General features: G+C 65.6%; 18 protein-coding genes and 1 pseudogene. 13 read left to right on the forward strand and 6 right to left on the reverse strand.

Annotated elements, in window-relative coordinates:
- Positions 1 to 13 precede the first annotated feature (13 nt).
- Genes manD through AAYO93_RS02755 form a run of 4 tightly spaced genes read left to right on the forward strand, consistent with a single transcriptional unit; the run spans position 14 to position 4,819 of the window.
- Positions 14 to 1,252, forward strand: a complete 1,239-nt coding sequence (gene manD, locus AAYO93_RS02740; protein ID WP_345763487.1) for a D-mannonate dehydratase ManD — start codon at positions 14 to 16, stop codon at positions 1,250 to 1,252.
- A gap of 42 nt (positions 1,253 to 1,294) precedes the next feature.
- Positions 1,295 to 2,668: an MFS transporter gene (locus AAYO93_RS02745; protein ID WP_345763488.1), complete on the forward strand. Its 1,374-nt coding sequence runs from the start codon at positions 1,295 to 1,297 to the stop codon at positions 2,666 to 2,668.
- A 13-nt stretch (positions 2,669 to 2,681) separates the two neighbouring features.
- Positions 2,682 to 3,215 carry a gluconokinase gene (locus tag AAYO93_RS02750; protein WP_345763489.1) on the forward strand — a complete coding sequence of 178 codons (534 nt, stop codon included), beginning with the start codon at positions 2,682 to 2,684 and terminating at the stop codon, positions 3,213 to 3,215.
- The gene (locus AAYO93_RS02755; RefSeq protein WP_345763490.1) at positions 3,212 to 4,819 is read left to right on the forward strand and encodes a hypothetical protein; all 1,608 of its coding nucleotides are present in this window, start codon (positions 3,212 to 3,214) and stop codon (positions 4,817 to 4,819) included. Before AAYO93_RS02750 ends, AAYO93_RS02755 begins: the two co-directional genes overlap by 4 nt.
- Here the strand turns inward: AAYO93_RS02755 and AAYO93_RS02760 are convergent.
- Positions 4,791 to 5,402 carry a TetR family transcriptional regulator gene (locus tag AAYO93_RS02760; protein ID WP_345763491.1) on the reverse strand — a complete coding sequence of 204 codons (612 nt, stop codon included), beginning with the start codon at positions 5,400 to 5,402 and terminating at the stop codon, positions 4,791 to 4,793. The genes AAYO93_RS02755 and AAYO93_RS02760 overlap by 29 nt on opposite strands.
- Positions 5,403 to 5,482: 80 nt before the next feature.
- Between AAYO93_RS02760 and AAYO93_RS02765 the strand changes: the two genes are divergently transcribed.
- Positions 5,483 to 6,316: an SDR family NAD(P)-dependent oxidoreductase gene (locus AAYO93_RS02765; RefSeq protein ID WP_345763492.1), complete on the forward strand. Its 834-nt coding sequence runs from the start codon at positions 5,483 to 5,485 to the stop codon at positions 6,314 to 6,316.
- Between the two features lie 4 nt (positions 6,317 to 6,320).
- Here the strand turns inward: AAYO93_RS02765 and AAYO93_RS02770 are convergent, their stop codons facing one another.
- Positions 6,321 to 6,950 (reverse strand): TetR/AcrR family transcriptional regulator, encoded by a 630-nt coding sequence (locus AAYO93_RS02770; RefSeq protein WP_345763493.1) that lies wholly within the window; start codon positions 6,948 to 6,950, stop codon positions 6,321 to 6,323.
- Positions 6,951 to 7,123: 173 nt separating this feature from the next.
- Here AAYO93_RS02770 and AAYO93_RS02775 point away from each other — a divergent pair, with 173 nt between their 5' ends.
- From AAYO93_RS02775 to AAYO93_RS02795, 5 genes are all read left to right on the forward strand, one after another.
- Positions 7,124 to 8,443, forward strand: a complete 1,320-nt coding sequence (locus AAYO93_RS02775; protein WP_345763494.1) for an extracellular solute-binding protein — start codon at positions 7,124 to 7,126, stop codon at positions 8,441 to 8,443.
- Positions 8,440 to 9,381 (forward strand): carbohydrate ABC transporter permease, encoded by a 942-nt coding sequence (locus AAYO93_RS02780; RefSeq protein WP_345763495.1) that lies wholly within the window; start codon positions 8,440 to 8,442, stop codon positions 9,379 to 9,381. Before AAYO93_RS02775 ends, AAYO93_RS02780 begins: the two co-directional genes overlap by 4 nt.
- A 19-nt stretch (positions 9,382 to 9,400) precedes the next feature.
- On the forward strand, positions 9,401 to 10,300 hold the full coding sequence (locus tag AAYO93_RS02785; protein ID WP_345763496.1) for a carbohydrate ABC transporter permease: 900 nt from the start codon (positions 9,401 to 9,403) through the stop codon (positions 10,298 to 10,300).
- A 28-nt stretch (positions 10,301 to 10,328) separates the two neighbouring features.
- Complete coding sequence (locus AAYO93_RS02790) at positions 10,329 to 12,434, forward strand: beta-galactosidase (RefSeq protein WP_345763497.1); 2,106 nt, start codon at positions 10,329 to 10,331, stop codon at positions 12,432 to 12,434.
- Between the two features lie 207 nt (positions 12,435 to 12,641).
- On the forward strand, positions 12,642 to 13,670 hold the full coding sequence (locus AAYO93_RS02795) for a LacI family DNA-binding transcriptional regulator (protein ID WP_345763498.1): 1,029 nt from the start codon (positions 12,642 to 12,644) through the stop codon (positions 13,668 to 13,670).
- A gap of 331 nt (positions 13,671 to 14,001) precedes the next feature.
- Here AAYO93_RS02795 and AAYO93_RS20165 read toward each other — a convergent pair.
- Together AAYO93_RS20165 and AAYO93_RS02805 are read right to left on the reverse strand one after the other, a co-directional pair.
- A pseudogene (locus AAYO93_RS20165) lies at positions 14,002 to 14,183 on the reverse strand (IS481 family transposase); the annotation flags it as partial.
- The gene (locus AAYO93_RS02805) at positions 14,184 to 15,176 is read right to left on the reverse strand and encodes an IS481 family transposase (protein WP_345762193.1); all 993 of its coding nucleotides are present in this window, start codon (positions 15,174 to 15,176) and stop codon (positions 14,184 to 14,186) included.
- A 435-nt stretch (positions 15,177 to 15,611) separates the two neighbouring features.
- Here AAYO93_RS02805 and AAYO93_RS02810 point away from each other — a divergent pair, with 435 nt between their 5' ends.
- A complete protein-coding gene (locus AAYO93_RS02810) occupies positions 15,612 to 18,782 on the forward strand; it encodes a COG1470 family protein (RefSeq protein WP_345763499.1) in 3,171 nt (1,056 codons plus the stop codon).
- Positions 18,783 to 19,247: 465 nt separating this feature from the next.
- On the opposite strand, the gene AAYO93_RS02815 is transcribed toward AAYO93_RS02810, so the two are convergent.
- A complete protein-coding gene (locus AAYO93_RS02815) occupies positions 19,248 to 20,204 on the reverse strand; it encodes a DUF389 domain-containing protein (protein ID WP_345763500.1) in 957 nt (318 codons plus the stop codon).
- 391 nt (positions 20,205 to 20,595) lie between these two features.
- On the opposite strand from AAYO93_RS02815, the gene AAYO93_RS02820 reads away from it, so the two are divergent.
- Positions 20,596 to 22,098 (forward strand): glycoside hydrolase family 36 protein, encoded by a 1,503-nt coding sequence (locus AAYO93_RS02820; RefSeq protein ID WP_345763501.1) that lies wholly within the window; start codon positions 20,596 to 20,598, stop codon positions 22,096 to 22,098.
- A 79-nt stretch (positions 22,099 to 22,177) separates the two neighbouring features.
- Here the strand turns inward: AAYO93_RS02820 and AAYO93_RS02825 are convergent, their stop codons facing one another.
- Positions 22,178 to 23,128, reverse strand: coding sequence for an NAD(P)-dependent alcohol dehydrogenase (locus AAYO93_RS02825; RefSeq protein WP_345763502.1), 951 nt, complete (start codon positions 23,126 to 23,128; stop codon positions 22,178 to 22,180).
- 577 nt (positions 23,129 to 23,705) lie between these two features.
- Between AAYO93_RS02825 and AAYO93_RS02830 the strand changes: the two genes are divergently transcribed.
- Positions 23,706 to 24,299, forward strand: coding sequence for an N-acetyltransferase (locus AAYO93_RS02830; RefSeq protein ID WP_345763503.1), 594 nt, complete (start codon positions 23,706 to 23,708; stop codon positions 24,297 to 24,299).
- Positions 24,300 to 24,323: the final 24 nt, after the last annotated feature.

The following is a 24,323-nucleotide window of genomic DNA, read 5'->3' on the forward strand; positions in this document are numbered from 1 at the left end:
CAAGGAACACTCAATGCGCATCGACAAAGCCGAGGTCATCGTCACCAGCCCCGACCGGAACTTCGTGACCCTGAAGCTCACGACGGATGACGGTCTGACCGGGCTCGGCGACGCCACGCTCAACGGCCGGGAACAGGCCGTCGTCGCCTATCTCGCCGAGCACGTCGTCCCGTTGCTCATCGGGCGGGACGCCTCCAGGATCGAGGACACCTGGCAGTTCCTCTACCGCAGCGCCTACTGGCGACGCGGGCCGGTGACGATGGCGTCCATCGCCGCGGTCGACATGGCGCTGTGGGACATCAAAGGCAAGGCCGCCGGGATGCCGGTGTACCAGCTGCTCGGCGGCGCGTCCCGCAACGGCCTCCTCGCCTACGGCCACGCGTCGGGACGCGACCTGCCTGAACTGTTCGACAGCGTGCGCGAGCACCAGGAGAAGGGGTACCGGGCGATCCGGATCCAGTCAGCGGTGCCCGGCCTGAAATCAATTTACGGGATCGCCTCCAACGCGACCTACGAGGCCAACGAGGGCGTCCGCTACGACCACGAGCCCGCACAGCGTGGTGGCCTGCCGAACGAGGAGGACTGGGACACCCGCTCCTACCTGCGGCACATCCCGACCGTGTTCGAGGCGGTCCGCAGCGAGTTCGGACCGGAGTTGCCGCTCTTGCACGACGGGCATCACCGGATGACGCCCATCCAGGCCGCCCAGCTCGGCAAGTCGCTCGAGCCGTACGATCTGTTCTGGCTCGAAGACTGCACTCCGGCTGAGAACCAGGAAGCGCTCCGACTCGTCCGCCAGCACACGACGACGCCGCTTGCCATCGGCGAGATCTTCAACACCATCTGGGACTACCAGCAGATCATCCGTGAACAGCTCATCGACTATGTCCGAAGCGCTGTCACCCACACCGGCGGAATCACACACCTCAAAAAGGTGCTCGACTACGCCTCGCAGTACCAGATCAAGTCGGGCATGCACGGCCCGACCGACATCTCGCCGGTCGGGATGGCCGCCGCCATGCACCTCGGACTCGCCATCCACAACTTCGGCATCCAGGAGTACATGCAGCACGGCGAGAAGACCGACGCCGTCTTCCAGCAGTCATACAGCTGGCAGGACGGCTTCCTGCACCCCGGGGAGAAGCCGGGACTCGGCGTCGAACTCGACGTCGACGAGGCAGGCAAGTACCCCTACGTCCGCGCCTACCTGCCGTACAACCGGCTCGCCGACGGCACCGTCCACGACTGGTAACGGTCAGCCAAACCCTGTTCACTTGACGAAGGAGTCAACGCAATGCGCAAGTACAGCAACCTCGACACGAAATCCTCCCGCGCCGTGCGAGTGGAAGCCACGACGGTCCTGCCGACGACGGCCGGCCCGGCCGCGGGCCCGCAGAACCAGGAAGTGAACGGGCCGGACCTCGTCGCCCCGCCTCTGAAACGTGTCAGCGCCAGCTTCCTGGCCTGGATCACGGTGGCGAACTTCGGCGCCAGCCTGGCGTTGATGGTGCCGTTGACGTACTCCCTGGCGGTGCGCGTCACTCAGTTGGCGCCCGGACACGAGGAGGTGCTCGGTTACGTCACGGGCACTGCCCAGCTGATCTACCTCGTACTCAGTCCGTTGCTCGGCGTGTGGAGCGACCGATTGCGCTCTCCGTTCGGCCGACGAACCCCGTTCATCGTGGTTGGTTCGCTGGTCGGCCTGGTGGCGGTCGCATTCATCGCCGTCGCCCCGAACATCCTTCTCGTCGGCGTCGGTTGGGTGGTCGGTCTGCTGGGCTGGGCGACGGCCGGTCAGGGAATTCAGACGATGCTCGCCGACAAGGTTCCCGAGGAGCAGCGAGGACGCGCTTCCGCGCTGACCGGGGTCACCACGCAGATCGCGCCGGTGTTCGGTATCGGTATCGCATACGCGGTGGTGTCCTCCACCCTGATGATCTTCGTGCTCCCGGCTGTCATCGGCTTGGTGCTGATCCTGGCGTTCGTGTTCATCAAGCGGGAAGGGAGCTCGCGCGAGATCGTCCGGAACGACAGCGTCGGAGTGAGAACGTTGTTGCGCTCGTACGTCTTCAACCCGCGCAAGTACCCGGACTTCGGCTGGAACTGGCTCGGCCGTTTCATCTTCTTCATGGGACTGTACTTCAACACCACGTTCGGGACCTTCTTCTACGCGCAGCGACTCCACATCCCCGTCATCCAGGTCGCCGGTGTGGTTGCGGCGATCGGGATCATCGGGGTGGTCGCGGCGGCCGGTGGCGCACTGCTCGGCGGCTTCCTCTCCGACAAGCTGGGTCGACGAAAGCTCTTCACCCTGATCGGCTCCCTCCTTTTTGTCGCCGGTGCTTGCGTCGAGGCGTTCGCGCATTCGCTGCTTCCCTTGATCATCGGCTCGGTGATCATGCAGCTTGCGATCGCAGCCTTCAGCGTCGTCGACCAGGCAATCGTCTTCGCGGTTCTGCCCAGCCGTGCCGAGGCCGGCCGCTACCTCGCGGTCGTCGCCTTTGCCCAGAAGATCCCAAGCGCGATCGCGCCGCTGATCGCACCACTGATCATCACGATCGGAGCAGTGGGCGCCGACAAGAACTACACCGCCCTTTACCTCATCGGGGCCGTGTTCGCTCTCGTCGGCGGACTGATCATCTTCACCAAGGTCAAGAGCGTACGCTGAGATGACCTCCGACATGAAGTCACCACCCGCCGTCGTCGTGATGGGGGTGTCCGGATCCGGCAAGACGACCGTCGGCCGGGAGCTCGCCCGGGCCCTCGACGTTGCGTTCATCGACGCCGACGATCTGCACCCGCAATCCAATCGGGACAAGATGGCCGGAGGCAGGCCGCTCACGGACGAGGACCGCGGTCCATGGCTGCGCGCTGTCGGACACACTATCGGGGTGCACCTGGCCGGAGGCCGTGGGGTCGTCGTCGCCTGCTCGGCCCTGCGGCGCTTGTACCGTGACGCGATCACAGAGGAAGCGGGAGCACTCGTCTTGTTCGCCCATCTGGCCGGTCAGAGAGAGCTGATCCGAGAGCGGATGGATGACCGGGCCGACCATTTCATGCCTCCAGACCTGCTCGACTCCCAGTTGGAGACGTTGGAGCCGCTCGGCAGCGACGAGAACGGCAGCGCGTTTTCAGTCGATGTGCATCCCGCCGACGTGGCCGCCCGCATCCGCGACTGGGCTACCGTCGATCACGGCAAGGAAGCCGCCGCATGAGCGGGACCACCGACCTGCAGGAGGTCGTCGACGCCTCGATCGGGCGCATCCGGATCTCCACGGTGCCCCTCCCCGGGCACGTCTGCGCACCCAGTGCGACGTACACGCCGGGCGGACGGGTGTTCCTCCTTTTCCGGACCGAGGAGGACCCCGCCGACTGGATGCGTGCGGCCGTCGTCGATGACGACGGCGCCCGTTTCAGAGAGATCTTCGCCGGATCTATCCCGCAGAGGCCCACCGCGAACGGCATCCGGCACATGCCGTTCGCCGACAACCGCCGGATGCTGCTCGGAGACTATGTCCTCGAGGCGACTCCGAGCTTCGATGAGGCGGAGACCGTCGAGCTCGCCCCCGTCGACTACCCGTGGAACCTGACCGAGGACCCGCTGACGTCGCACCACTGGTCGGAGATCATCGTCTCGCCGGATGGCGAACGGATAGCGTGGACCATCCTGCGCACCGACATGACCGCCGTGGTGGCGCTCGGACGCCTACGGCGCGACGACGACCGATACACGATTGTCGATCCTGTCATCATCAGCAGCACGGATGCGCTCATGCCCGACCCCGACCGCGAGGGGTACTTCTTGGCGCGGCCCATGCTCGGTGGGGAGGTGAAGCAGTTCGTCCGAGGCGGCACCGCCATCTCGGCTGTCGGCGACGGCGGCGCCCCGCTCACCGACTCGGTCCTCCAGGACCTCCTCACGGATGCGCTCGAGCCGATCACCCGCACGCCCGGCTACGACGAAACCACGATCCTCTCTCCCGATGAGCGGCTCGGCATAGTGATGACCTCGCGGGCGTCTGGGGGCACCAACCCGGCATTCCTCGGGCTTGTGCCACGCCCGCATGCGACACTGGTCACCATGTCGATGGCGTGGGTGCTGTACGAGTACGCCGTCCACGGCGTCCGCAGCTTCCGTCCGGGCAACATCGGACCGGTGCTGATCGACATCGAACGTTCGAGAACCGATCGGGACTACCTGGGGGTGCCGCTGAACAGCGCGGACGACTCATGGGTGTACGTGTCGCCCATGTCCTGGCATCCGGGTGGCCGCCAGGTCATGTGGATGGAGATGCAGCGCGGAAGCGACGGCGACCTCGGGCCGACACTGCGCATCCGGATCGCCGAACTGGCAGAGCACTCCCCGGGCGAGCCCATCCCGGTCGCTCCGACTCCTGCGGCGACGCCATCCGCGGTCTCGGGACGCGAGGCGGAGGAGATGCTCGGCCGGACGGCCGAATTCATTCCCTCGGGCCGGATCGCCGGCGAGCATTCCGGGTATCTCGAGTTCGACCGCTCGTCGGACGGCCGGGGCACTTGGTCGGCGACGTCCCGGTACGTCGACTACAGCGACGACGGCCGCAACGTCTACAACGGCGTCGAGCGCTCCACCGGTTCCATGATGGGTGGTGCCGTCTACGAGGCGGACCTCGAGCTCGTCGGCGACGTCTACGGGGAGATGCGGCTGCGCGCATCCTGGTCCGGCCTCGGTGACGGTACGCGGCTGCGCTTCGGGCAGGCGGAGGACGGGTCGCCGCAGAGCCACGGCTTCGCCCGTTACGGCGATCGAGTCATGCGGATCGAGGATCTGGCCGAGTAGCATCTCCCAGGCCGCGGAGGGCGCGGGCGACCGCCTCTACCGGGGAGAGCTCAGGATCGTCCTGGACAGCCCACCAGGAGAGGCCGGCCATGATCGCGGTCTGTACGGCCGCCCCTGCTGCCTGGGGCACGACATCGTCTGGGGGGAGTGCGAGCCGGCGGGCGATGTACCCGATGGACTCTTCCCGCCATTGCCGGTATGTCTCCGGGCGTGTGCTCTCGAGGTCCGGTTCGGTGGCGATGAGGCGGATCCGTGCGCGTCCGACCGCGACCTCATCGGCGTCCTGGTCGAAGACGGAGGCGACGACGGCGGCGATCGCATCCATGGGCGGCAGCGTCTCGTCGGCGCGCGCGAGACCCTGGCGGAGGGCATCCAGCGATCCCTCGATCCCGCCCCACACGATGTCGGCCTTGGTCGGGAAGTACCGGTGAAGCGTCCGAACGCTTACACCGGTCTCCGCGGCGATCTGCGACATTGTGACGCCTCGATAGCCGTCCCGTTGGAGGACGGCGATGGCGCGTGTGCGCAGGTCATCCTCGTCCGCGATGGGAGGCCGCCCTCCCTTGTCACCGCTTGCCGCCATGCTCCGACGCTAACCCATTTGTCCGGTCGACGGTTTTGGCATAGCCTGCCAATACTTGATCCCAGCCTCAGGAGGTTCCGATGCCGTATCCCTTCGCCGATGTTTCCGGCTCTTCAATCGCCGAACTCGTCTCGCTCACAGGGCGGCGGGCGGTCGTGACAGGAGGTGCGCAGGGGCTGGGTAAGGCGATCGCCGCACGTCTGGCGGAGGCGGGCGCCGACGTACTGATCGTGGACCTCGAGGAGGAGCGGGCCCGGGCTGCGGCGGCGGACCTGGCCGCCCGCTACGGGATCACCGCCATCGGGACCCGAGCCGACGTCTCCGACACCGCCTCCGTGATCGCTGCGGCAGAGCTCGCCGTCGCCGAGCTCGGTGGACTGGACATCTGGGTCAACAACGCCGGCCTCTTCCCCAACGCACCAGTGCTCGAGATGCCGGACGAGATGTGGGACAGCGTCTTCGCCGTCAACGCCCGGGGAGTCTTCCTCGGCTCTCGGGAGGCGGCTCGCCGCATGGCCGCAGACGGCTCGGGTGGTGTCATCGTCAACGTCATCTCGACGGCAGGCTTCCAGGTCGCTTTCCCCGGGATGGCGGCCTACGTCAGCTCGAAGCACGCCGCTCGGGGGCTCACGAAGGCGCTGGCCGTGGACCTCGCGCCGCTGGGTGTGCGCGTGCTGGGCGTCGCCCCAAGCTTTGTCCCGACGGAGGGCAACGTCGCCGCGGGAAAGGCGGCGGCCGAACAGGCGGCCGCGGCCGGCATCGAACTGCCTCCACTCGACGTCATGACCCAGAGCCTGATCGGCCGCCTCGGCACGCCGGACGACATCGCCCGCGTGGTGCTCTTCGCGGCGAGCGACATGTCGCTGATCATGACCGGCAGTACGCTGCTCGCTGACGCGGGGGAGACTCTCTAGCTCGTCAGTCGCCGCTCTGAGCGGCGCGGTCGATCTCCTCCATCGTGACACCGAGGACACGCTCGATCAGCGATTCCAGCTCGGCCGCGATGTCGAAGTCCTGCTCCGCGAGCCACTGGAGCTGGAGCCCTTCCCACGCCGTGTGGATCCATCGGGAAGCCCGGTGCGGCTCGATCGTGCTGTCGATGAGCCCGGCGGCCTGCAGCCGTCGGATGCTTTCGACCATCCGCTCGTCACCCGCGCGCCAGCGCTCCTTGAAGTACTCGTGCGCGGGATGCGACGGGTCGCTGGACTCTCCGAACATCGCCGTGTGAAGCCGCACCACGTTGATCCGCCGCAGGCTCTCGGCAGCGCGGGCGGGAGCGCGCCGCACCGACTCGCCGAGGGGCATCGTCGACCACTCGAACTCGTCGGAGAGCCGGAGCGCGGCGAGCAGCAGGTCGTCTTTGGTCGGATAGTGGTAGAGCACGCCGGGCTCACTCAAGCCGGCACGCTGGGCGACATCGGCGGTGATCAAGGAGCGGTGTCCCTTCTCGAGAACGAGTTCGAGAGCCGCCTCCGCAATGGCCCGCCGACGCTCCCTCGTCTTCGCGTAGCTGCCGCGCGGCCCACGAACGCCCAACGTATTCGTCATGACGAAACCCTAACCCAGAAATTCCTAAAACTATGAGTGACTAGGAATTGACATTGGCACTCCGGGCTGGTTAGCATCCTCATGCGAACTCTATAAGAGACTCAGAGTTGGCTCATCAGATCACATTCCCGGCCGAGGCAGACCGCCCCGGCGTCTTTCAAAGGTGAGGACACATGTTTCTACGCAATCTGAAACGATTCAAATTCGCTCGGAGCGCCACGCTTGCGGCCAGTGCGACTGTCGCAGCGGCTCTGCTGCTGACCGGCTGCAGCGCCAGCAGCCCCACCAGCACCCCCTCCGCAACGGCCGAGAAGGACGTCCACCTGACGTTCCTCAACCAGTCCCGCGGCCAAGAGGTCGTGCTGAACGAGCTCGCCAAGAAGTACGGCGAGGAGACCGGTGTCACGGTCACTGTCGACACGCCGGGCCCGGTGGATTACCTGCCGAAGCTTCAGGCGGATGCGCAGTCGAAGCAGATGCCGGACATCTACTCGTCGTTCAACCCGGTCTCGATGGCTCCCTTCTACAAGGCCGGCTGGGCACTTGACCTGACCAAGGAGCTGAAGGACGGATGGAGCAAGAACTTCACCCCCGAGGTGCTCAAACTCGCCACCTTCGCCAAGGGCAACAACCTCGGCGTGAAGCCCGGCACATACACCGTCCACTGGGAGAACCAGGCTTACGGGCTCATCTCCGACTCAGCGAACTCGGGCATCGACGCGACCAAGGCCCCCAAGACCGTCGTTGACCTGATCAAGCAGCTGGCGGCCAGCAACAAGAACCCGAACGGCGGGTTTTCTGTCGCCGCATCCCTCACGCCCCAGTTCGTGCAGTATCTCGCCTCGAACTGGCTGACGGACAAGCAGATCAACGACACCTTCGCCGGCGACTACAAGTGGACGTCCGCCGGCTGGGCGAAGGCCTTCCAGGTGATCGCCGACCTCAAGAAGGCGGGCGCCATCCAGGGCAACGCCATCCCCGGCGGAGCGAACGACAACCCCACCGTCGAGACGAACTTCTTCACGAAGCACAGCGTCGGCACAATCTTTGACGCCTCACCAGGCGTCTCCGTCGCCCATAAGACTGCTCCGGACTACACCTCGTTCTTCTCGCTGTCGCTGCCGAAGGGATCGGACGCCAAATACACGCCCCGCTCTCCGGGCGTGCCCGGAAAGGGCGCCGTCATCAACCCGCGCGGCCAGCACGTCCAGGCTTCGCTTGCCTTCGTGAAGTGGCTCACCGATCCGGCGCAGCAGGAGGTGTTCGCCAAGGAGGCGTACATCATCCCGACCAGCCCGTCGCTGCTGAAGGGCGCGAAGCTGCCCGACACGCTCACCGGCTTCGCCGAGGGCACCAAGCAGGTTATCCCCAACACATTCAGCGCTCAGGTCACCGACGCGATCAACCGGGACGTGCAGAGCCTGGTGCTCGGCCAGATGACCGTCAAGGATCTGCTCGCCGACGTCCAGAGTGCGCAGGATGCCAGCCAGTGACCAACACCGTCAGCACCATGCCTGCGCGGCGCTCCCTCGGAGCGCCGCGCAGGCGGCGCCGAGTCGGAGGCCGGAAGTCGGTCACCGGCTACCTGTTCCTGGTGCCCGCGATCGCCCTGATCGCCGTCTTCACCCTCGTGCCGTTCGTCGAGTCGATCGTGCTCAGTTTCCAGTCGTGGGACGGCGTCAGTCCGGACACCCCCTGGGTCGGGCTGCTCAACTACCAGGCCGCTTTCAAGAGCGCGCCGTTCTGGGCCTCGATGAAGAACGTCCTCATCTTCGGCGTGGTCGGCTTCGTCGTCGGCAACGGCGTCGCCATCATCATGGCGCTCGCCGTCAACGCCGTCCGCAAGGGCCGCACCTTCTTCCGCACCGTCTACTACCTGCCGAGCGTCCTGTCGGTGGTCGTCGTGGGCATGGTCTTCTCGGCCATGCTCGACCCGCGCTCGGGCATCGTGAACAAGATCCTCGGCTGGGTCGGACTCGGATTCCTCCGGCATGACTGGCTGAACGACCCCAACGTCGCGATGCTCGCCGTCATCGGTGTGTTCCTCTGGCTGCACTGGGGATTCGGATTCATCTTGTTCCTCGCCGGCCTTCAGGACATCCCTCAGTACCTCTACGAGGCGGCCGAGCTGGACGGCGCCCGCGGCTGGGCGAAGTTCCGCTACATCACCTGGCCGCAGCTCGCGCCGGTGACAACGGTGGTCAGCCTCCTCACCCTGCTGGCGGCGCTGCAGATCTTCGGAACCGTGCAGGTGCTCACCAACGGGGGCCCTGGGTACACCACGATGGTGCCCACCCTCCAGATCTTCACGCAGGCCTTCACCTACAACAATTACGGCGCAGCCGCTGCCATGTCAGTAATCTTCGGCGGCGCCCTCATCCTTCTGTCGCTGTTCCAGCTTGGCTTCTCACGCCGCCGCGCGAACGCCTGAGGGAACAAGGAAGACGACCATGACGACGACAACGAACTCACGCGAATACGTCGGGCTCCGCGAGAAGACGGCGAAAGCCCAGGCGCGCACGCGCCGTCGACCGTTGCGCCCCGGACGGGTGGCGCTCTACGCCCTGCTGGTCGCCGCGGCGCTCAGCGCGCTGTTCCCCATCCTCTGGATGGTCTCCGGCTCGATGCAGAGCCTGCCGGAAATCCTGAAGGGCGACGCGATACTCCCTGCCGTGCCGCAATGGCAGAACTTCTCAACGGCGTGGGTCAAGGGCAACCTGGGCGTGTACATGACGAACAGCATCATCTACACGCTGTGTGCGGTGGCGGGCATCCTGCTGGTGTCGAGCCTCGCCGGGTACGCATTGGCGCGCCTCGACTTCAAGGGAAAGGGCGTGTTCACTGCCCTGATCCTCGCCGTGATGATCATTCCGGCACCCGCGATGTTCCTCGCCCAGTACAAGGTGCTGCTGGCTCTCGACCTTGCCAACACCCGCCAGGGCTACATCCTCATCCTGATCACCACAGGGATCCCGATCTCGACGCTGATCATGCGCAGCTTCTTCGCCTCCCAGCCGAAAGACCTGGAGGAAGCGGCGGCACTCGACGGCGCCTCTGCCTTGGGGATCTTCTTTAGGATCATGTTGCCGCTCGCCAAGCCGGGGCTTGCTGCCGTTGCTGTGATTCAGGCGTTCGCTGTCTGGAACGAGTACCTCATGGCCCTCGTGATCTTCAACGACAACTCCCTGATGCCTGTGCAGCGAGGGCTGACGAGCTTCGTCTCCGCGGAGACCCCGCAACCGCAGATCCTCCTGGCCGCGACGTTGATCTCCATCGTCCCGGTCATCGTCTTCTACCTCTTCGCCCAGCGCCAGATCGTCGACGGCATCAGTGCCGGCGCGATCAAGTAGCCACCCCCACAAGAAGGAACTCGTACAGATGCGTCCCGTTTTCATCGACAGCCCCTGGTTCGGTGGCGACTACAACCCCGAGCAGTGGCCTGAGGCGGTGTGGGACGAGGACGTCGACCTGATGCGCCGTGCAGGGGTCAACCTCGTCACCGTAGGTGTGTTCGCGTGGTCCCTGCTTGAACCCGAGGAGGGCCGCTACGAGTTCGGTTGGCTCGACAATGTGCTGAACCTGCTGCACGAGAGCGGCGTGAAGGTGGACCTGGCCACGGCGACGGCGGCACCTCCCCCCTGGCTTTCGCACCAGTACCCCGAATCGCTGCCTGTGACGGCGGACGGCGTCCGGCTCTCTCCGGGCTCGCGCCAGGGGTACTGCCCGAGTTCGCCGGCCTACCGCCGCGCCGCCGGGCGGCTCGCCCGGAAACTGGCTGAACGGTACGGATCGCATCCCGCTGTAGTCATGTGGCACATCAACAATGAGTATGGCTGCCATGTGTCTCGGTGCTACTGCGAGGAGTCGGCGTCGGCCTTCCGCCGCTGGCTCGAAGCCAAGTACGAGACGATCGACGCGCTCAACGTGGCATGGGGAACAACCTTCTGGTCACAGTCCTACGGGTCGTTCGAGCAGATCCTGCCGCCGCGCGCGACGCCCGCCTTCCCGAACCCGACGCAGTCCCTCGACTTCGACCGCTTCAGTTCGGACGAGTTGCTGGCGTGCTTCCTCGAGGAGAAGGCGATCCTCCGCGAGTTGACTCCGAATATCCCCGTCACCACGAATTTCATGGGGACCTTCCGGAACGTCGACTACTGGACCTGGGCCCCGCACGTGGACGTCGTGTCAGACGACCTGTATCCGGACCCCGCTGATCCCGATGCGGCGCGCGGCTCGGCTATGGCGCGCGACCTCATGCGCTCGCTCGGCAGGGGCAAGCCATGGCTTCTGATGGAACAGTCCACCAGTGCGGTCAACATGCGGCCTGTCAACGTGCCCAAGGCGCCGGGGCAGATGCGTGCCCTCTCGTACCAGGCGCTCGCGCGCGGCGCTGACGGCATCCTGTTCTTCCAGTGGCGGCAGTCGGCGGCCGGTGCGGAGAAGTTCCACTCCGCTATGTTGCCGCATGCGGGAACGGACACGCGCATCTGGCGGGAGGTCGTGCAGCTCGGCGCCGAGCTTGCGACGCTCGGGTCGGTGCTGGGCGCGAGGACGCAGGCGCAGGCCGTTGTCGTCTTCGACTGGGACAGCCGCTGGGCGATCGAGCAGGCCGGTCTTCCTGCGGCCTCGAGCTACCTCGCTCTTGCCGCGCACTGGCATGCCGCCCTCACCGAGGCTGGACTGACGGTGGATCTCTCCCGCGGCGACGAAGACCTGAGCGGGTATCCGATCGTCATCGTGCCCAGCTTGTTCGTGATGACCGATGCCCAGGCCGCAGCCATCGATGCCGCCGCACGTGCCGGGTCGACCGTGCTCGTCACCAGTCAGACCGGCATCGTCGACGAGAACCTTCGGGTTCGGCTCGGCGGCTACCTCGGTGACCTGCAGTCGACGCTCGGCGTGTGGATCGAAGAGTTCTGGCCGCTCGGCGGCGCATGGGCGCGGCCGGGCGCGATTCCGGTGACACCGGAGTCGACCGTCGTGCCCACCGTGCAGGTACGCGGCGACGTCTTCGGACCAGAGACGGCGACCGGCATCGAGTGGAGTGAGACCGTCCACGTCCGCGATGCCGCTGTACGCGCCGTCTTTGAAGGCGGGCACCTGACCGGCTGGCCCGCCCTCACACGCAGGTCGCATGGAGCGGGTACAGCGTGGTACCTGGCGACCCGGCTGGGCCGCGAGGACACGGCGAGGCTGGTCGCGCACCTCATAGCCGAGAGTGGACTCCAGGTCCGCACCCCTGTGGTCGGTGACGAGCTCGGGTTCGTGGAGACGGTGCAGCGCGGGGAGGCGCTTTTCGTGATCAACCATGGTCCCACCGCCGTGATGCTGGCGCAGGACGGCACCGACCTTCTGACCGGTGGGGACGCCCGGGGGATGACGCTCGAGTCGCAAGGCGTCGCGATCATCGCGCCGCGGGTGACGCTCGACTCTGAGGATGACGCGGTTGGTGCCGCGGATGAGCGCGTGCGGATTCCGCGGTAAGCGCACCGCGTTCAAAACCCACGACCTTCTATCTTCAGGGCGGCCGGTTCGCCGGCTCGTCAACATGCACCACGAAGGCATGACACGAAAGGCCCAGGACTTTGACTGACTTCACCTCCATCCGCGACCGGCTTGCGCTGCAGGCGATCGAGCTGCCGAGCTGGGCGTTCGGCAACTCGGGTACCTGACGAATACGGAGTCGTAGCAATGGCTGCCAGCGGAAGGGTCCCCGGAATCGTGGATGTTGCGCGACTCGCCGAAGTGTCGGTCGGCACCGTGTCCAACGTCTTGAATAACCCGGCAAAGGTCTCACCGCAAACCTTTCAGCGGGTGACCGTGGCAATCGACAAACTGGGCTTCGTCCGTAATGCCAACGCGCGCAACCTGGCCCAAGGCTCGTCCAGCGCCATCGGGCTGTCGCTCATCGACATCAGTAACACCCTGTTCGTCGACATCGCGCGTGGCGCCCAGAAGGCAGCTTCAGAGGCGAACATGAACTTGCTCCTCGCTAACGCCGACAACCATTTCGAACTTCAGAACAAGAACCTCGAGTTCTTCGAAGGTGCCCGAGTCGACGGCATCCTGCTCACGCCGATGCAAGACTCGCGAGCGAGCATCGAACGCGTCCGCCGACATGGGCGTCCGGTGGTCGTCATGAACTACACCTCCGATGAGAAGGACATCTGCACAGTCCTCGTCGACAATGAGCAGGTCGGGTATCTCGCCGCGCGACACCAGATCGAGACGGGACGCACGCGGATCGCCTTCGTGGGAGGGCACGACGACTTGCAGCCCGTGCATTTGCGGCGGCACGGTGTACGACGAGCCGTGGCAGAAGAACGTGGTGTCACCCTTGAAGAGATCTCCACTACCGATCTCAACCGTGAGAGCGGGAACCGAATCGCGAAACACCTCGCAGCTCGTGCAGTTAGCAACCGACCAGACGCCGTGATCGCCGTTACCGACCTGTTGGCAGCGGGCATGATCGATGAATTGTCGGGACAGCGGATCTCGGTTCCTTGGGACGTCGCAGTCATGGGTTGCGATGACAACGCGGCCGCGCTCGGAGGATCGATTCCGCTTAGCACGGTCGGACTACGCGGCTATGACATGGGATTGGAATCCACCAAGCTACTCATCGAGGAGATTCGCACCGGCAACTCCCACAGACACAGAACCGTCACGCTCCCGCCTGTTCTTATCGCTCGGGAAAGCACGCTCGGTCGAAAGCGCTGATTATTTGCAGATCGTCACGGTTGAGTCGAAATCTGCCATGCGCCCGGCCAGAGGCAGTCGACCGAAGCGAGTCCGTCAGCGCGCCGAATGCAAGTGGTGCGGACTCGGACCACATGTCTCGTCATATGCGCGCACATTTGCGCACAACCGAGCGAGATCCAAGGAGATCGAGAAGGCTCCTGCTGACCCGGAGATCGGCGCAACTACGCGGATCTCCCTAGACTTCCGCATGATGCCCGGGGCACGGATAAAGTTCGAATCCCACGCCCTCCGCAAATGTATGACACCTGATCAACAGCGATTTTGAGTCGCGCACAATCGAGTTGCGCTCCCAGCGGCGGGACTTGTAAGCGGAGCCGTTGTCAGAGAGCACTCGTTCAGCCCGGACACCACGATCGGCGAACCACGACACTGCCCGGCGCAAGACGCGGATGGCGGTGACGGCGGTCTCGGCATAGGCGACGGGGAGTGGTCCACGATCAGGGTGCGAACGAACGCATGCCCGATCAAGGGCTAGTTGTACTGCCCAGGCAGGTTGGTTAACCGGGTGATCGGTGGGACCTTGCCGATGGCGGTGTGGGGCCTGTGGTGATTGTAGTTGTGCAGCCAGGCTGGGAGGGCTGCCCTGCGGGCTGATTCCGAGTGGTAGTGGCGGCTGAACGCCCAGCCGTCGGCGAGGGTGCGGTGGAAGCGCTCGATTTTCCCGTTCGTCTGCGGGCGGTAGGGTCGGGTTTTCTTGACCTTGATGCCGAGGTCGGCGCAGGCGTCTCGCCAGGCGTGCGACTTGTAGGCGGACCCGTTGTCGGAGAGCACCCGTTCGACGGTGACGCCGCGGGCCGCGAACCAGGACACGGCCCGACGGAGGACGCCGATCGCCGTGGCTGCGGTCTCGTCGTCGTGGATCTCGGCATAGGCGACCCGGGAGTTGTCGTCGATGACGGTGTGCACGAACGCGGTCCCGACCAAGGGTTGGAACCGTTTGTTGCGCGGCTTCCCTGGGGTGGCGGCCCGGTTGCGGTCACCTTGCTGCCGGCCGACGAACCGCCAGCCGCCGCCGTCCGGGATGTTTCCGAGCTTCTTCACGTCGACGTGGATCAGCGCACCCGGCTTCTCGTGCTCGTAACGACGGACCGGCTCGCCGGTTCTGACATCGACATGGTGCAACCGGTTGAGCCGACACCGGGTGAGCACCGCGTGAACCGTTGAGGCGGGCATCCCGAGCTGCGCGCCGATGCCAACCGGGCCGAGCCGTTGCTTCCACCGCAAATGCACGATCTTCCGCACCATCGGTTGCGGTGTCCGGTTCGGGGACCGGTGCGGGCGCGAGGACCGATCGGCCATCCCGTCGCGGCCCATCGCCGCATACCGGTTAGCCCACCGTTTCGCGGTCGGCCACGACACATGGAAAAACGTGGCTGCGTGCGCGACCGGCCACCCTTCCTCAACGATCAGACGCGCGATCCGGGCGCGTTGGACTGGGGTGAGGGCTGCATTAGCGTGGGACACGAGGGCCTCCCGGTTCGAAGTGGTTGTCTAAGCAGCTCCACTCTCACCCGGAGGCCCTCGTCACATCCGGAAACGACTACAGCGAGTCGTCACACATCAACCAACGTCCCCGGGCAGTACAGCTAGTGGCGCTTTCCCTGAGCACTACAGCTAGCAGCGGACGCCCTCCGAGGAGGGCGCAGCCGCAATTTTGAAATCCTTTTCGGTGGGCGAGTTCGGCCTGTTCATTGGATTTGGAGGATGTAACGAAACGGTAACGAAACTTCCCTTCGCGATTGACCCCCAAGCGGGGCGGCAATAGCTTGAAGTCGGGGATGATGTGACCGTTCACAATTGGCGTGAACGTAGAACCATCGCTCGGGGATGCGCCTCCAGTGAGGCGCGCTGTCAGCATCAGAAACCGTGCAATGTGGCTCTGGAAGAAGTAATTCGACAATGAAACTGACGAAATCTGGCCTGCGTGTGCCGGCCATCGCTGCGGCCTTTGTGGTCGCTCTCTCGCTGGTCGGGGTTCAAGCACCGGCCAGCGCGGCCCCGCCGGACAAGCACTCACCGACGCCGGTGACCTACCAGCCGCTCCCGACCCTGCCGGTCAACCGGTGCAACGATCCGTCGCTGCCCAAGGACGGCGGAACCAACGCACCCTTGCCATCCGATCCCTTCGGCTACGGCTACGCCAACGAGACCGTGGTCGGATGGGAGGGCAACTACTACGCGCCCCTCGCCTACCTCTCCGGTTCCTACTACGCGCGCGGCGTGCCCGAACACTACACGGCGGGCTCCACCACCTTTTGCGGCGCGATGTACTCGTTCGGGGTCTACAACTTCGGGCTCGCAGCGGGCCAGAAACCCGCGCCGGGAAGCGTCACTTGGACAGAGGGCGAAGGATACCTTCCCGCCATGACCACCGCCTTCAGCCGTGGCGGCGCCGACATCTCGATCACCAACTTCGCGGACCAGCAATCGATCGGGAAGTCGCCCGTCGAGCTCGTCTACACGCGGGTCACGGTACATAACCCTGGCAAGACGCCGATCGTCGTGCCGCCCGGGGCGACAGGTGCGAACCTGGTGACCCTCGCGTCCGCGCCCGACTCGGTGGCGCCGGGACGCACAGTCACCCACGACTACGTCGCAGCCGTGGACACCTTCAGCGCGACGACCGCGCTGCCCGCGGCCGCGCAGCTCGCGCACGTGCAGTCGTACCGATCCGCATATCGCCACATGGTCGACTTCTGGAATGGCCGGTTGAAGTCCGCCCCGGTGCTGTCGCTTCCGGATGTGACCCTGCCGAACACCGGGCTCAGCAAGCCGGGCACCGCGATCGAGAACGCCTACAAGGCGGCGTACATCTACACTCGTGAGGTCGAGGTCGGGAAGGCGCAGTTCTCGGGCGCGAACAACTACGACTCGCTACTGAACCACGATGTGCCGAGCATCCTGGATAACCGGTTCGCGGTGGGGGACTTCGCCGATGCGCAGAATTTGCTGCTCACCGCCCGGGTCTCGGAGGATCCGAAATTCGATGAGCAGGGCGCCAACTGGTACTGGGATGGACCATGGAAGACGCCGGTGACCTGGGCAGACTATCTGCAGGGCACGAATGATGTGTCCTTCGTGAAGGAGTACTTCCACGACGACGCAACGGCGCCGAGCCAGTGGGGGCCGAGCCTCTACACGATGATGCACACGGACTATCTGCAACAGCTCAACGCCACCACGGGCTACCTGAAGCGCTCGAACGACAACGACTCGGGCGGCACCTGGCTGTTCGACGACGAGTCGGCGCTCGCAGGCCTCTCCGCCTACCGCTTCATCGCCGACCGGATCGGCGAGGCGGCTGAGGCGAACTGGGCGGCCAGCGCGTACACGAGTCTGCTCGCGGCGACAAACGCCGGCTTGCGTGCCAACGAGGAGGCGAACGGCTTCAATTACCTGCCCTGCGAGGTCAACGTGCCGAGCACGGCGGATCGCTGCAACACGAAGAACGATGCCAACTGGGCCGGCTCCAATCTATGGAGCCAGAACGTCTGGAACGTCTTCCTGCAGGGAGGCGAGCTGAACGGGGCCCTTGGCGATCCGACGCAGACCGACAACCTTTATACGATGGGGTTCAGTCGGCTGAGCGGAACGACCGTGCCGTACCCGTCGTTCGGCGCATACTCCGGCTATTCGGTCGCTCTGAACACGGGCTACGCGGCCGGCGGACTCTACGGCAACCAGTACCGCGACCTCGCCTTCACGAGCTACGCCTGGCAGATCGCCAATACCACGGGCGGTCCGAACGCGTGGTGGGAGGCGAATGGATCGGCGCCTGACCCCAAGAACCCGTGGGCGGGCAGCCACGCCGCACCGCAGTTCGGTGCTGTGCCGTACGCCTGGCCGATGGCGAGCCAGACACAGACAATCCAGCAGGCCATTGCCGCAGAGGGTCGAGTGACCAGCACGACCGGCGGCAACGCCAGCTACCACACGGCGCTTTACGTGGGCCGCGGGGTGCCAGACACCTGGCTCGCATCGGGACAGCACGTCGCGATCGGCAACCTCACGTCCTCGTACAACGTCAGCAACGGAATCCGCCGCACTTACGGCGTCGACATCTCCACCCGCTCGTCGGGCGGCGGACGACAGGTCGCGGTGAGTATTTCCGGTGCCGCCCCGAGCAATGATGTCCGCGTACAACTGCCGAGCTTCACGAGCGCCGGCGTACGCGAGGTGTCGGGTGGTTCGTGGAACGCCTCGACCGGTACCGTGACGATCACTCCAGGGCACCGGAGCGTCGTCGTTCAGCTGGGCGCGTCGTCCAAGCCGACCGTCTCCGTGACGGCTGACAGCACGGTGAGCGGGACGCACGCCCAGCCGACGCTGCAGGCCGGGGTTCCGACGACCGTCTCGGCGACCGTCAAGAACCCGGGCTCGACCACGGTCAACGAGTCGGCGACGCTCGAACTGCCGACGGGATGGACCTCGACGAGTTCGGCGGCCAAGCCCACCGTGCGGTTGGCCCCGGAGGCGTCGACGACCCTCACGTGGACCGTGACGCCGCCTGAAACCCTGATCGGCGCGGCTCAATTGCAGGTCGATGTCGCCTACTCAGGTCCGTGGAGTTCGGCGGGGACTGTGAGCGCGGCGGTCGCGGTCACGGTGCAGCGTCCGTTGCCGGTTCTTGACGGAACGACTGACGTTGCCCTCGGAGCGACGCCGAGCGCGTCGTACACCTCGCCATGGGAGAACGTCACCGCGATCAACGACGGGATCTACCCGCCGAGCTCCAACGACTCGCAGAACCTGCGCTGGGGTGACTGGCCCCAGGGGGGTGCGCAGTGGGTCGAGCTCGACTGGAATGCGCCGATGACGACGAACGGGTCGGCGCTGTACTTCCTCGATGACGGCGGCGGCGTGAGGCTGCCCGCCTCCTGGACGGTGCAGTACTGGGACGGCACGGCCTTCGTCGATGTGCCGAACGCCGCTGTCTCGCCGATCGCAGACAACACCTTCAACCAGGTGACCTACGATCCGGTGACCACGACCAAACTGCGCATCGCCCTGCAGAGTGGGACCGGGTCGGTCGGAGTTCTCGAGTGGGTGGCCGATGGCCCAACGAAGTAATGTGGCCGCGCGCGTAGGCGCGTGACCGTCATCGATCCATGGGGCGGGTGCTCGGGGTGTAATCCTGGCAGCCCGCCCCTTGTCGGAGCCGTGGACGCCCGGGCCCTCGTGACCCTTGATCGCGTCGAAGCAGGCAACACCCTACGAACGCCTCAAACAGAAAACCCAGGACCCGCTGTCATAGGCCTCCGTCAGTTGCACAGTGTGCCCGCGAGGACTCCCTCCATACTTGCGCACATTTTGCGCACAAACGAGCGAGAAACGAGGAGATCGAGCAGGCTCCCAATTAGTCGGAGATCGTTGCAGTTCCGCGGATCTTGGTCCACCTCTCGCATGATGAATGGCCACCGGACCTCGGCGGTCGCCGAGGATTGACCCGAGACCTCAGCGGGAGGGTCGATCCGCCGAAACGGCGCGTCGAGTGGGATGTTTCTATGCTCGGTCGCCGCTTTGCCGACGAGACGGTCAGACTGTACCGTGCCGCTGCCCGGTGATCGCCTGTGCTGCGCGCCGTCGCTGGCTCACGCGCTGCACAATCAGGGTCACCACCCCGCCGAGTGTGATCGCGGCGAGGTTGATGGCCAACTGGATGAGCGCACCCACGGACTGCTCGGTGGCCCCGTAAGCGAGAGCAACGGCGGCGTTCGCGGCGGCCGGAATCGTCGTCACCGAGATCAGCACCCCGATGAGTGCGCCCGACTTCGCGGTTGACAGAGACAGTAAGCCGGCGATGCCAGCGAGGAAACCGACCACCCAGCTGAGCACGTTCGGTCTCCAGATGAAATCAGTCAGAGGCCGGGAGTGCAGCAGGTCGGCGGGTGACATCAGGTGGAGAGCGGTGAGCAGCAAGGTGAACAGGATGGTGATCGCGATCGCGACGGCGAACCCGACGGCGAGTGCGAGGACGGATTGAGCGATCATCCGACGTCGCCACCGCACGAGGCCCACTGAGAGCGCAGCAAGCGGGCCGAAGTCTGGGCCGACGACCATCGCGCCGACGATGAGGATGGGTTCGTCGAAGACCACACCGATCGCCGCGATCATGGTGGCGACGGACATGAACGTCAGGAAGGTGGGGGAGAGGCTGGTCTCTTCATGAGTGCGCTGCTCGATCTCTTGCCACACGACCGCGTCAGCGGCGTGCCCGGGGGCGGCGCGGCTTGCGCGCTTCGCCGCATCCGAGATCTCGATGCCGATGTCGTCGACTGAGATGGAGCCCTCGTGCTGCACCCCGAGTTGCTGAAGCTGGTCGAGCAGGATGCTCAACCCTTCGCGGGCGACATCGCAGAGCACCAGGTCGCCGACAGGTCGGGTGGCGGCCTTCGGGATGCGAACGATGTTGGTCGTCGCCACGTTGTCCTGGAGGGTCGTGAGCACCTGGTCGACGAGGTTGGCGGGGGCGATGATTCGCAGATGCTGCACCTGGCCAGTGTCACCGCAATCGAGCCGCCCGTCTGGCGATCGGGGGCGTGTCGGTGAACGCGACCGGTCAGGGCAGCAGGGCTCAGCGGGCGCCGAAAGGTCTTGGGTCGAACGGGTGTGAGCTCGCGTCATGCATCGAACGCGCTCCAAGGGGCGCCATCTCGGGGTCCCTTTTTATGCGATCAGGTCGACGAGTTCACCCCGCGCAAACCCAGCAGAGCGCCTGCGTGCATTGGCATTGTCCAGGATGCGGTCCAGAGCGTGGCACTAGGCTCGGCGTCACTGAAGTCTGTTCTGGCGGAAGCCAACGACCAGGTCAACGCCCTCGTCAAGTAGACCGATCCTGGTGGCGTCGGCCCCCGTCGCCCCCACGCCCATCAGAAAGTCCCTCATGCTGCATACCTTTGAATTCGGAGAGCTCCGGATCCCCGCGAACGTCTCCGGGCCGCCGGCCATCATATCTGGCGGCTATATCGTGCCCGCCGGCCCTCTCGCGCTGCTTCACCCGTTCGGCGACACCGAGTTCTACCGTCACGGCTGGAACTCCTGGAGTCCCAGTGGTTGGGCCAGAACCGACGGGCCCACCATCGGAATCAAAGACAGCCCGCGCCGGCTCCTGACCGCTGACGACGCAGCGAATGAGACACCGCACTCGCACAGCGGGAGCGCGGTGGGCGCCGTCGTCGGAACGAACGGCGATGTGCTTCTGATCGGCGGTCTCGGTCTCGGCACACCACGGGTCGGCGCCGACGCGAACGTGCTGTGGGGTCGCAGCGAAGACGATGTGGCGGAGTGGTTCGTCGCCTACGGCTCCGAACGCGAGGTGTTCGCGACCTACGCCGACCTCGTATCGGAGCGCCTAGGGCGGCGATCGCAACGCGCCGGCAGCGTCTGGAGCAGCTGGTACTCGTTCTTCGAAGACATCGACGAGGCCACCATCGCACAGACAGTGTCCGATCTCGCAGGCTATCCGTTCGACGTCTTCCAGCTTGACGACGGCTGGGAGCGGATCGTCGGCGACTGGACCGCCGGCCAGAAGTTCGCGGCGGGCATGGGCGCGACCGCGCGAAAAATCGCCGAAGCAGGCTTCCGCCCAGGACTCTGGCTCGCGCCGTTCATCGCGCTGCCCGATTCGCCGATCGCCCGCACCCGACCCGACCTTCTCGTGCAGGATGCCGGAGGCAAACCGCTGGTCACCGGATACAACTGGGACTCGCACTACTACTCGCTCGACACCACCCAGCAAGAGGTGAGAGACCACCTCACGCGGATCTTCCAGCAGGTCACCGGATGGGGTTTCAGTTACCTCAAGCTCGACTTCATGTACGCCGGCGCCATTGAAGGGCACCGCAGCACCGACCAGCACCGCGAGGCGGTCTACCGCGACGCGATCCAACACATCCGTCAGGTGGTCGGCGACTCAACCTACCTGCTCGGCTGCGGCGTGCCGATGATCGCCTCCGTCGGCGTCCTCGACGGCGCACGCGTCGGCCCGGATGTCGGTGCGTACTGGGATAACGTCGAGAGCCCGAACGACCCATCCGCTGACGGAGCCCGTAACTCGCTCGTCTCGTCCATCAACCGGGTCTGGATGAAGAGTCTCTATGAAGTCGACCCAGACGCCATCTATTTCCGCAGCGCCCGGAGCCTGCTCGACGACGCCGAACGCCAGGCGCTGCGCGACCTGGCGGCGATCATGGAATTCCGTTCCACCTCGGACCCCATCGCGTGGCTGAACAGCGCGGAGCGCGACCAGCTCATCGAGTACCTGGGCGAGACGGCGGTGATCGAACAGACCGGACGCTACGCGTTCCGAATCAACGGACGCGCCGTCGACCTCGCACCGATCGTGACAGGCGCAGCGGCCGTGCCGCCCGCATCGCTCGTCGGTTAGAGACAACGTGATGCCTGGGTAAGGACGGCTGCTGCCAGTCACTGTTGTGATGGAAGCGGATGCACTTGCTCCGCGAGTTTTAGGGTGTGACAACCACCTTGCCGAGCGCGTGTCCCTCACCGACATAGGCGAGCGCCTGTGGCACCTCGTCGAGTGTGAAGGTGCGGTCGATGTGGATACGAAGGTCGCCGGCGATGCAACGCTCGGCGACGGGCACAAAGTACGTCGGCCCCTGCCGCGCAACGAGGAGTCCCAGTCGGCGGCCGGTGAGCAGGCCGAGCGCGGCCCCGACAGTGATGACCCGCAACAGCGATCGCACCGTTCCTCCGACTAAAAGGTAACGCCCGCCACGAACCAGCGCACGCCGATAGGCGAACATGGATCGGTGCGCGACGAGATCGAGCACGAGGTCGTACGGTTCGCGTCTGGTGAAGTCTTCGTTGCGATAGTCGACCACTTCGTCGGCGCCGAGCTCTCGCATGTAGTCGAGCTTGCCCGCGTTGTCGACGCCTGTCACATGCGCCCCGGAGAGCTTGGCGAGCTGAATCGCGAGCGATCCCGACCCGCCGCCCGCCCCGTTGATAAGTACGCGCTGCCCCCGGCGTGCGCTGGCGGTTCCCTGAATCGCGATCGCACCAGCCTGGGGCAGGGTCGAGACCTCAGCGAACGTCAACCCTGCCGGCTTGTGCGCGAGCGCCGATTCGGGCGCCACCGCGTATTCGGCGAATCCGCCCCTGAGGGTCAGATTGTCGCCGTACACCTCTTCGCCCAGGCGGAACCGGGTGACCCCGGAGCCGAGAGCGGAAACGCGCCCGGCGATGTCCGAGCCGAGTACCCGGCGAGACGGGGCACGCAGCCCCCCGATTCGCGCGTATGCCGGAGACCCCGTCAGTGCCTCCCAGTCCGACAGATTCACGGATGTCGCGACAACCTCGATCAGCACCGACTTCTCGCCCGGCGACGGCACGGGGACTTCCTCGACCCTCAGTTCGCCGGGCGGCCCGTACCGGTCGTAGACGACACTCCTCATGCCGCGGCCATAAGCGTGGGACCCGCGGAACAGGACATGCGGCCGAGTGTACTCGGACGGCGCATGCAGGAGCCGAACGCGTGCTTGCGCGTTTGGGGACGGCCGTCGAATGCGTCCCCGGGCTCGGACGAGCCCTGGACCTCACTGAGCGTCATCCTCGAAGACGGGACGTGGCAGCGGGAAGAGCGCGATGAGATCCGCCGCATCGCCAAGAGGCTCGGCGCCAGCACGGAGCTGCACTATTTCGATGTCCCGTTCGAGGAGATCTGGCGTCGCCTCGAAGCCGTAACACGCGTCCGCCCTACGGCGCTGTTCCGATCACGCGACAAACGCTCGAGGATTCTCGGCTGCGGCTGCAACGGCCCGATCAGGCCGAGTTCTCGCTCTTCGAGCGGTTTGTCGTGCATCGCTGACCTAGGGCAATTCCGTGGCTTTTTCCGTTGGCTGCCTACGATCCAACGGCTCATTATCGTGGTGTCGCGGGTTCAAGTCTCCCCCCGACACCGGGCCGCGGTCGAGTCGCTTTACGTCGGGACGTCAAGGGGATAGCCTGACCGCCTTGTCGAAGGAGGCCGGCGTGGCGAACCACAATTGGAGCGGACCCGTTCCCGCTGGACTGAAAACCGAGGAGTTCGTGCTGCGTCCGATCGCGGCCGACGACGCGGAGAGGGATCATGCCGCCGTGATGGAGACGCGGGAGGACCTGCGGCTCTGGGAGCAATCGGAATGGCCCGCGGACGACTTCACGGTGGAGGCGAACCGGGTAGACCTCGTCGGCCTGGAAGAACGTCACGCCGAAGGTCGCGCGTTCACGTACACGGTGCTCGCTCCCGACGGAAGCGAGTCCCTCGGCTGCGTCTACGTCTTCCCCATCGGCGCCTCTTTCCTCGAGAAGTCCACTGTCACGCCCGTCGGGCACGACGAGTGGGCCGACGTGGAGGCCGTCGTGTACTTCTGGGCTCGGCGCAGTCAGACGGAGAACGGGATGGATGAGCGGCTTCTGACCGCCCTTCGCGCCTGGTTCGCGGACGAGTGGAAGGTGGACAGAGCCGTCTTCGTCACGAACGAGCAGTTCACCCAGCAGGTGGAGCTCATGCGTCGCGCGGAACTGAACCTTAAGTTCGAGCTCGTCGAGCCCGGCAAGCCGGGGACGTACCTCGTCTTCGGATGAGCGGCCGCCGGCCCGCAGCGTCGC

This window comes from Diaminobutyricibacter sp. McL0608 (genome assembly GCF_039613825.1).
Taxonomy (GTDB): Bacteria; Actinomycetota; Actinomycetes; order Actinomycetales; family Microbacteriaceae; genus Diaminobutyricibacter.

Coding starts and splice junctions, on each gene's coding strand:
- AAYO93_RS02775 (WP_345763494.1), top strand. CDS start 7,124: ATGTTTCTACGCAATCTGAAACGATTCAAATTCGCTCGGAGCGCCACG.
- AAYO93_RS02760 (WP_345763491.1), bottom strand. CDS start 5,402: ATGGCGGCAAGCGGTGACAAGGGAGGGCGGCCTCCCATCGCGGACGAG.
- AAYO93_RS02785 (WP_345763496.1), top strand. CDS start 9,401: ATGACGACGACAACGAACTCACGCGAATACGTCGGGCTCCGCGAGAAG.
- AAYO93_RS02790 (WP_345763497.1), top strand. CDS start 10,329: ATGCGTCCCGTTTTCATCGACAGCCCCTGGTTCGGTGGCGACTACAAC.
- AAYO93_RS02755 (WP_345763490.1), top strand. CDS start 3,212: ATGAGCGGGACCACCGACCTGCAGGAGGTCGTCGACGCCTCGATCGGG.
- AAYO93_RS02795 (WP_345763498.1), top strand. CDS start 12,642: ATGGCTGCCAGCGGAAGGGTCCCCGGAATCGTGGATGTTGCGCGACTC.
- AAYO93_RS02810 (WP_345763499.1), top strand. CDS start 15,612: ATGAAACTGACGAAATCTGGCCTGCGTGTGCCGGCCATCGCTGCGGCC.
- AAYO93_RS02750 (WP_345763489.1), top strand. CDS start 2,682: ATGAAGTCACCACCCGCCGTCGTCGTGATGGGGGTGTCCGGATCCGGC.
- AAYO93_RS02745 (WP_345763488.1), top strand. CDS start 1,295: ATGCGCAAGTACAGCAACCTCGACACGAAATCCTCCCGCGCCGTGCGA.
- AAYO93_RS02770 (WP_345763493.1), bottom strand. CDS start 6,950: ATGACGAATACGTTGGGCGTTCGTGGGCCGCGCGGCAGCTACGCGAAG.
- AAYO93_RS02820 (WP_345763501.1), top strand. CDS start 20,596: ATGCTGCATACCTTTGAATTCGGAGAGCTCCGGATCCCCGCGAACGTC.
- AAYO93_RS02825 (WP_345763502.1), bottom strand. CDS start 23,128: ATGAGGAGTGTCGTCTACGACCGGTACGGGCCGCCCGGCGAACTGAGG.
- manD (WP_345763487.1), top strand. CDS start 14: ATGCGCATCGACAAAGCCGAGGTCATCGTCACCAGCCCCGACCGGAAC.
- AAYO93_RS02765 (WP_345763492.1), top strand. CDS start 5,483: ATGCCGTATCCCTTCGCCGATGTTTCCGGCTCTTCAATCGCCGAACTC.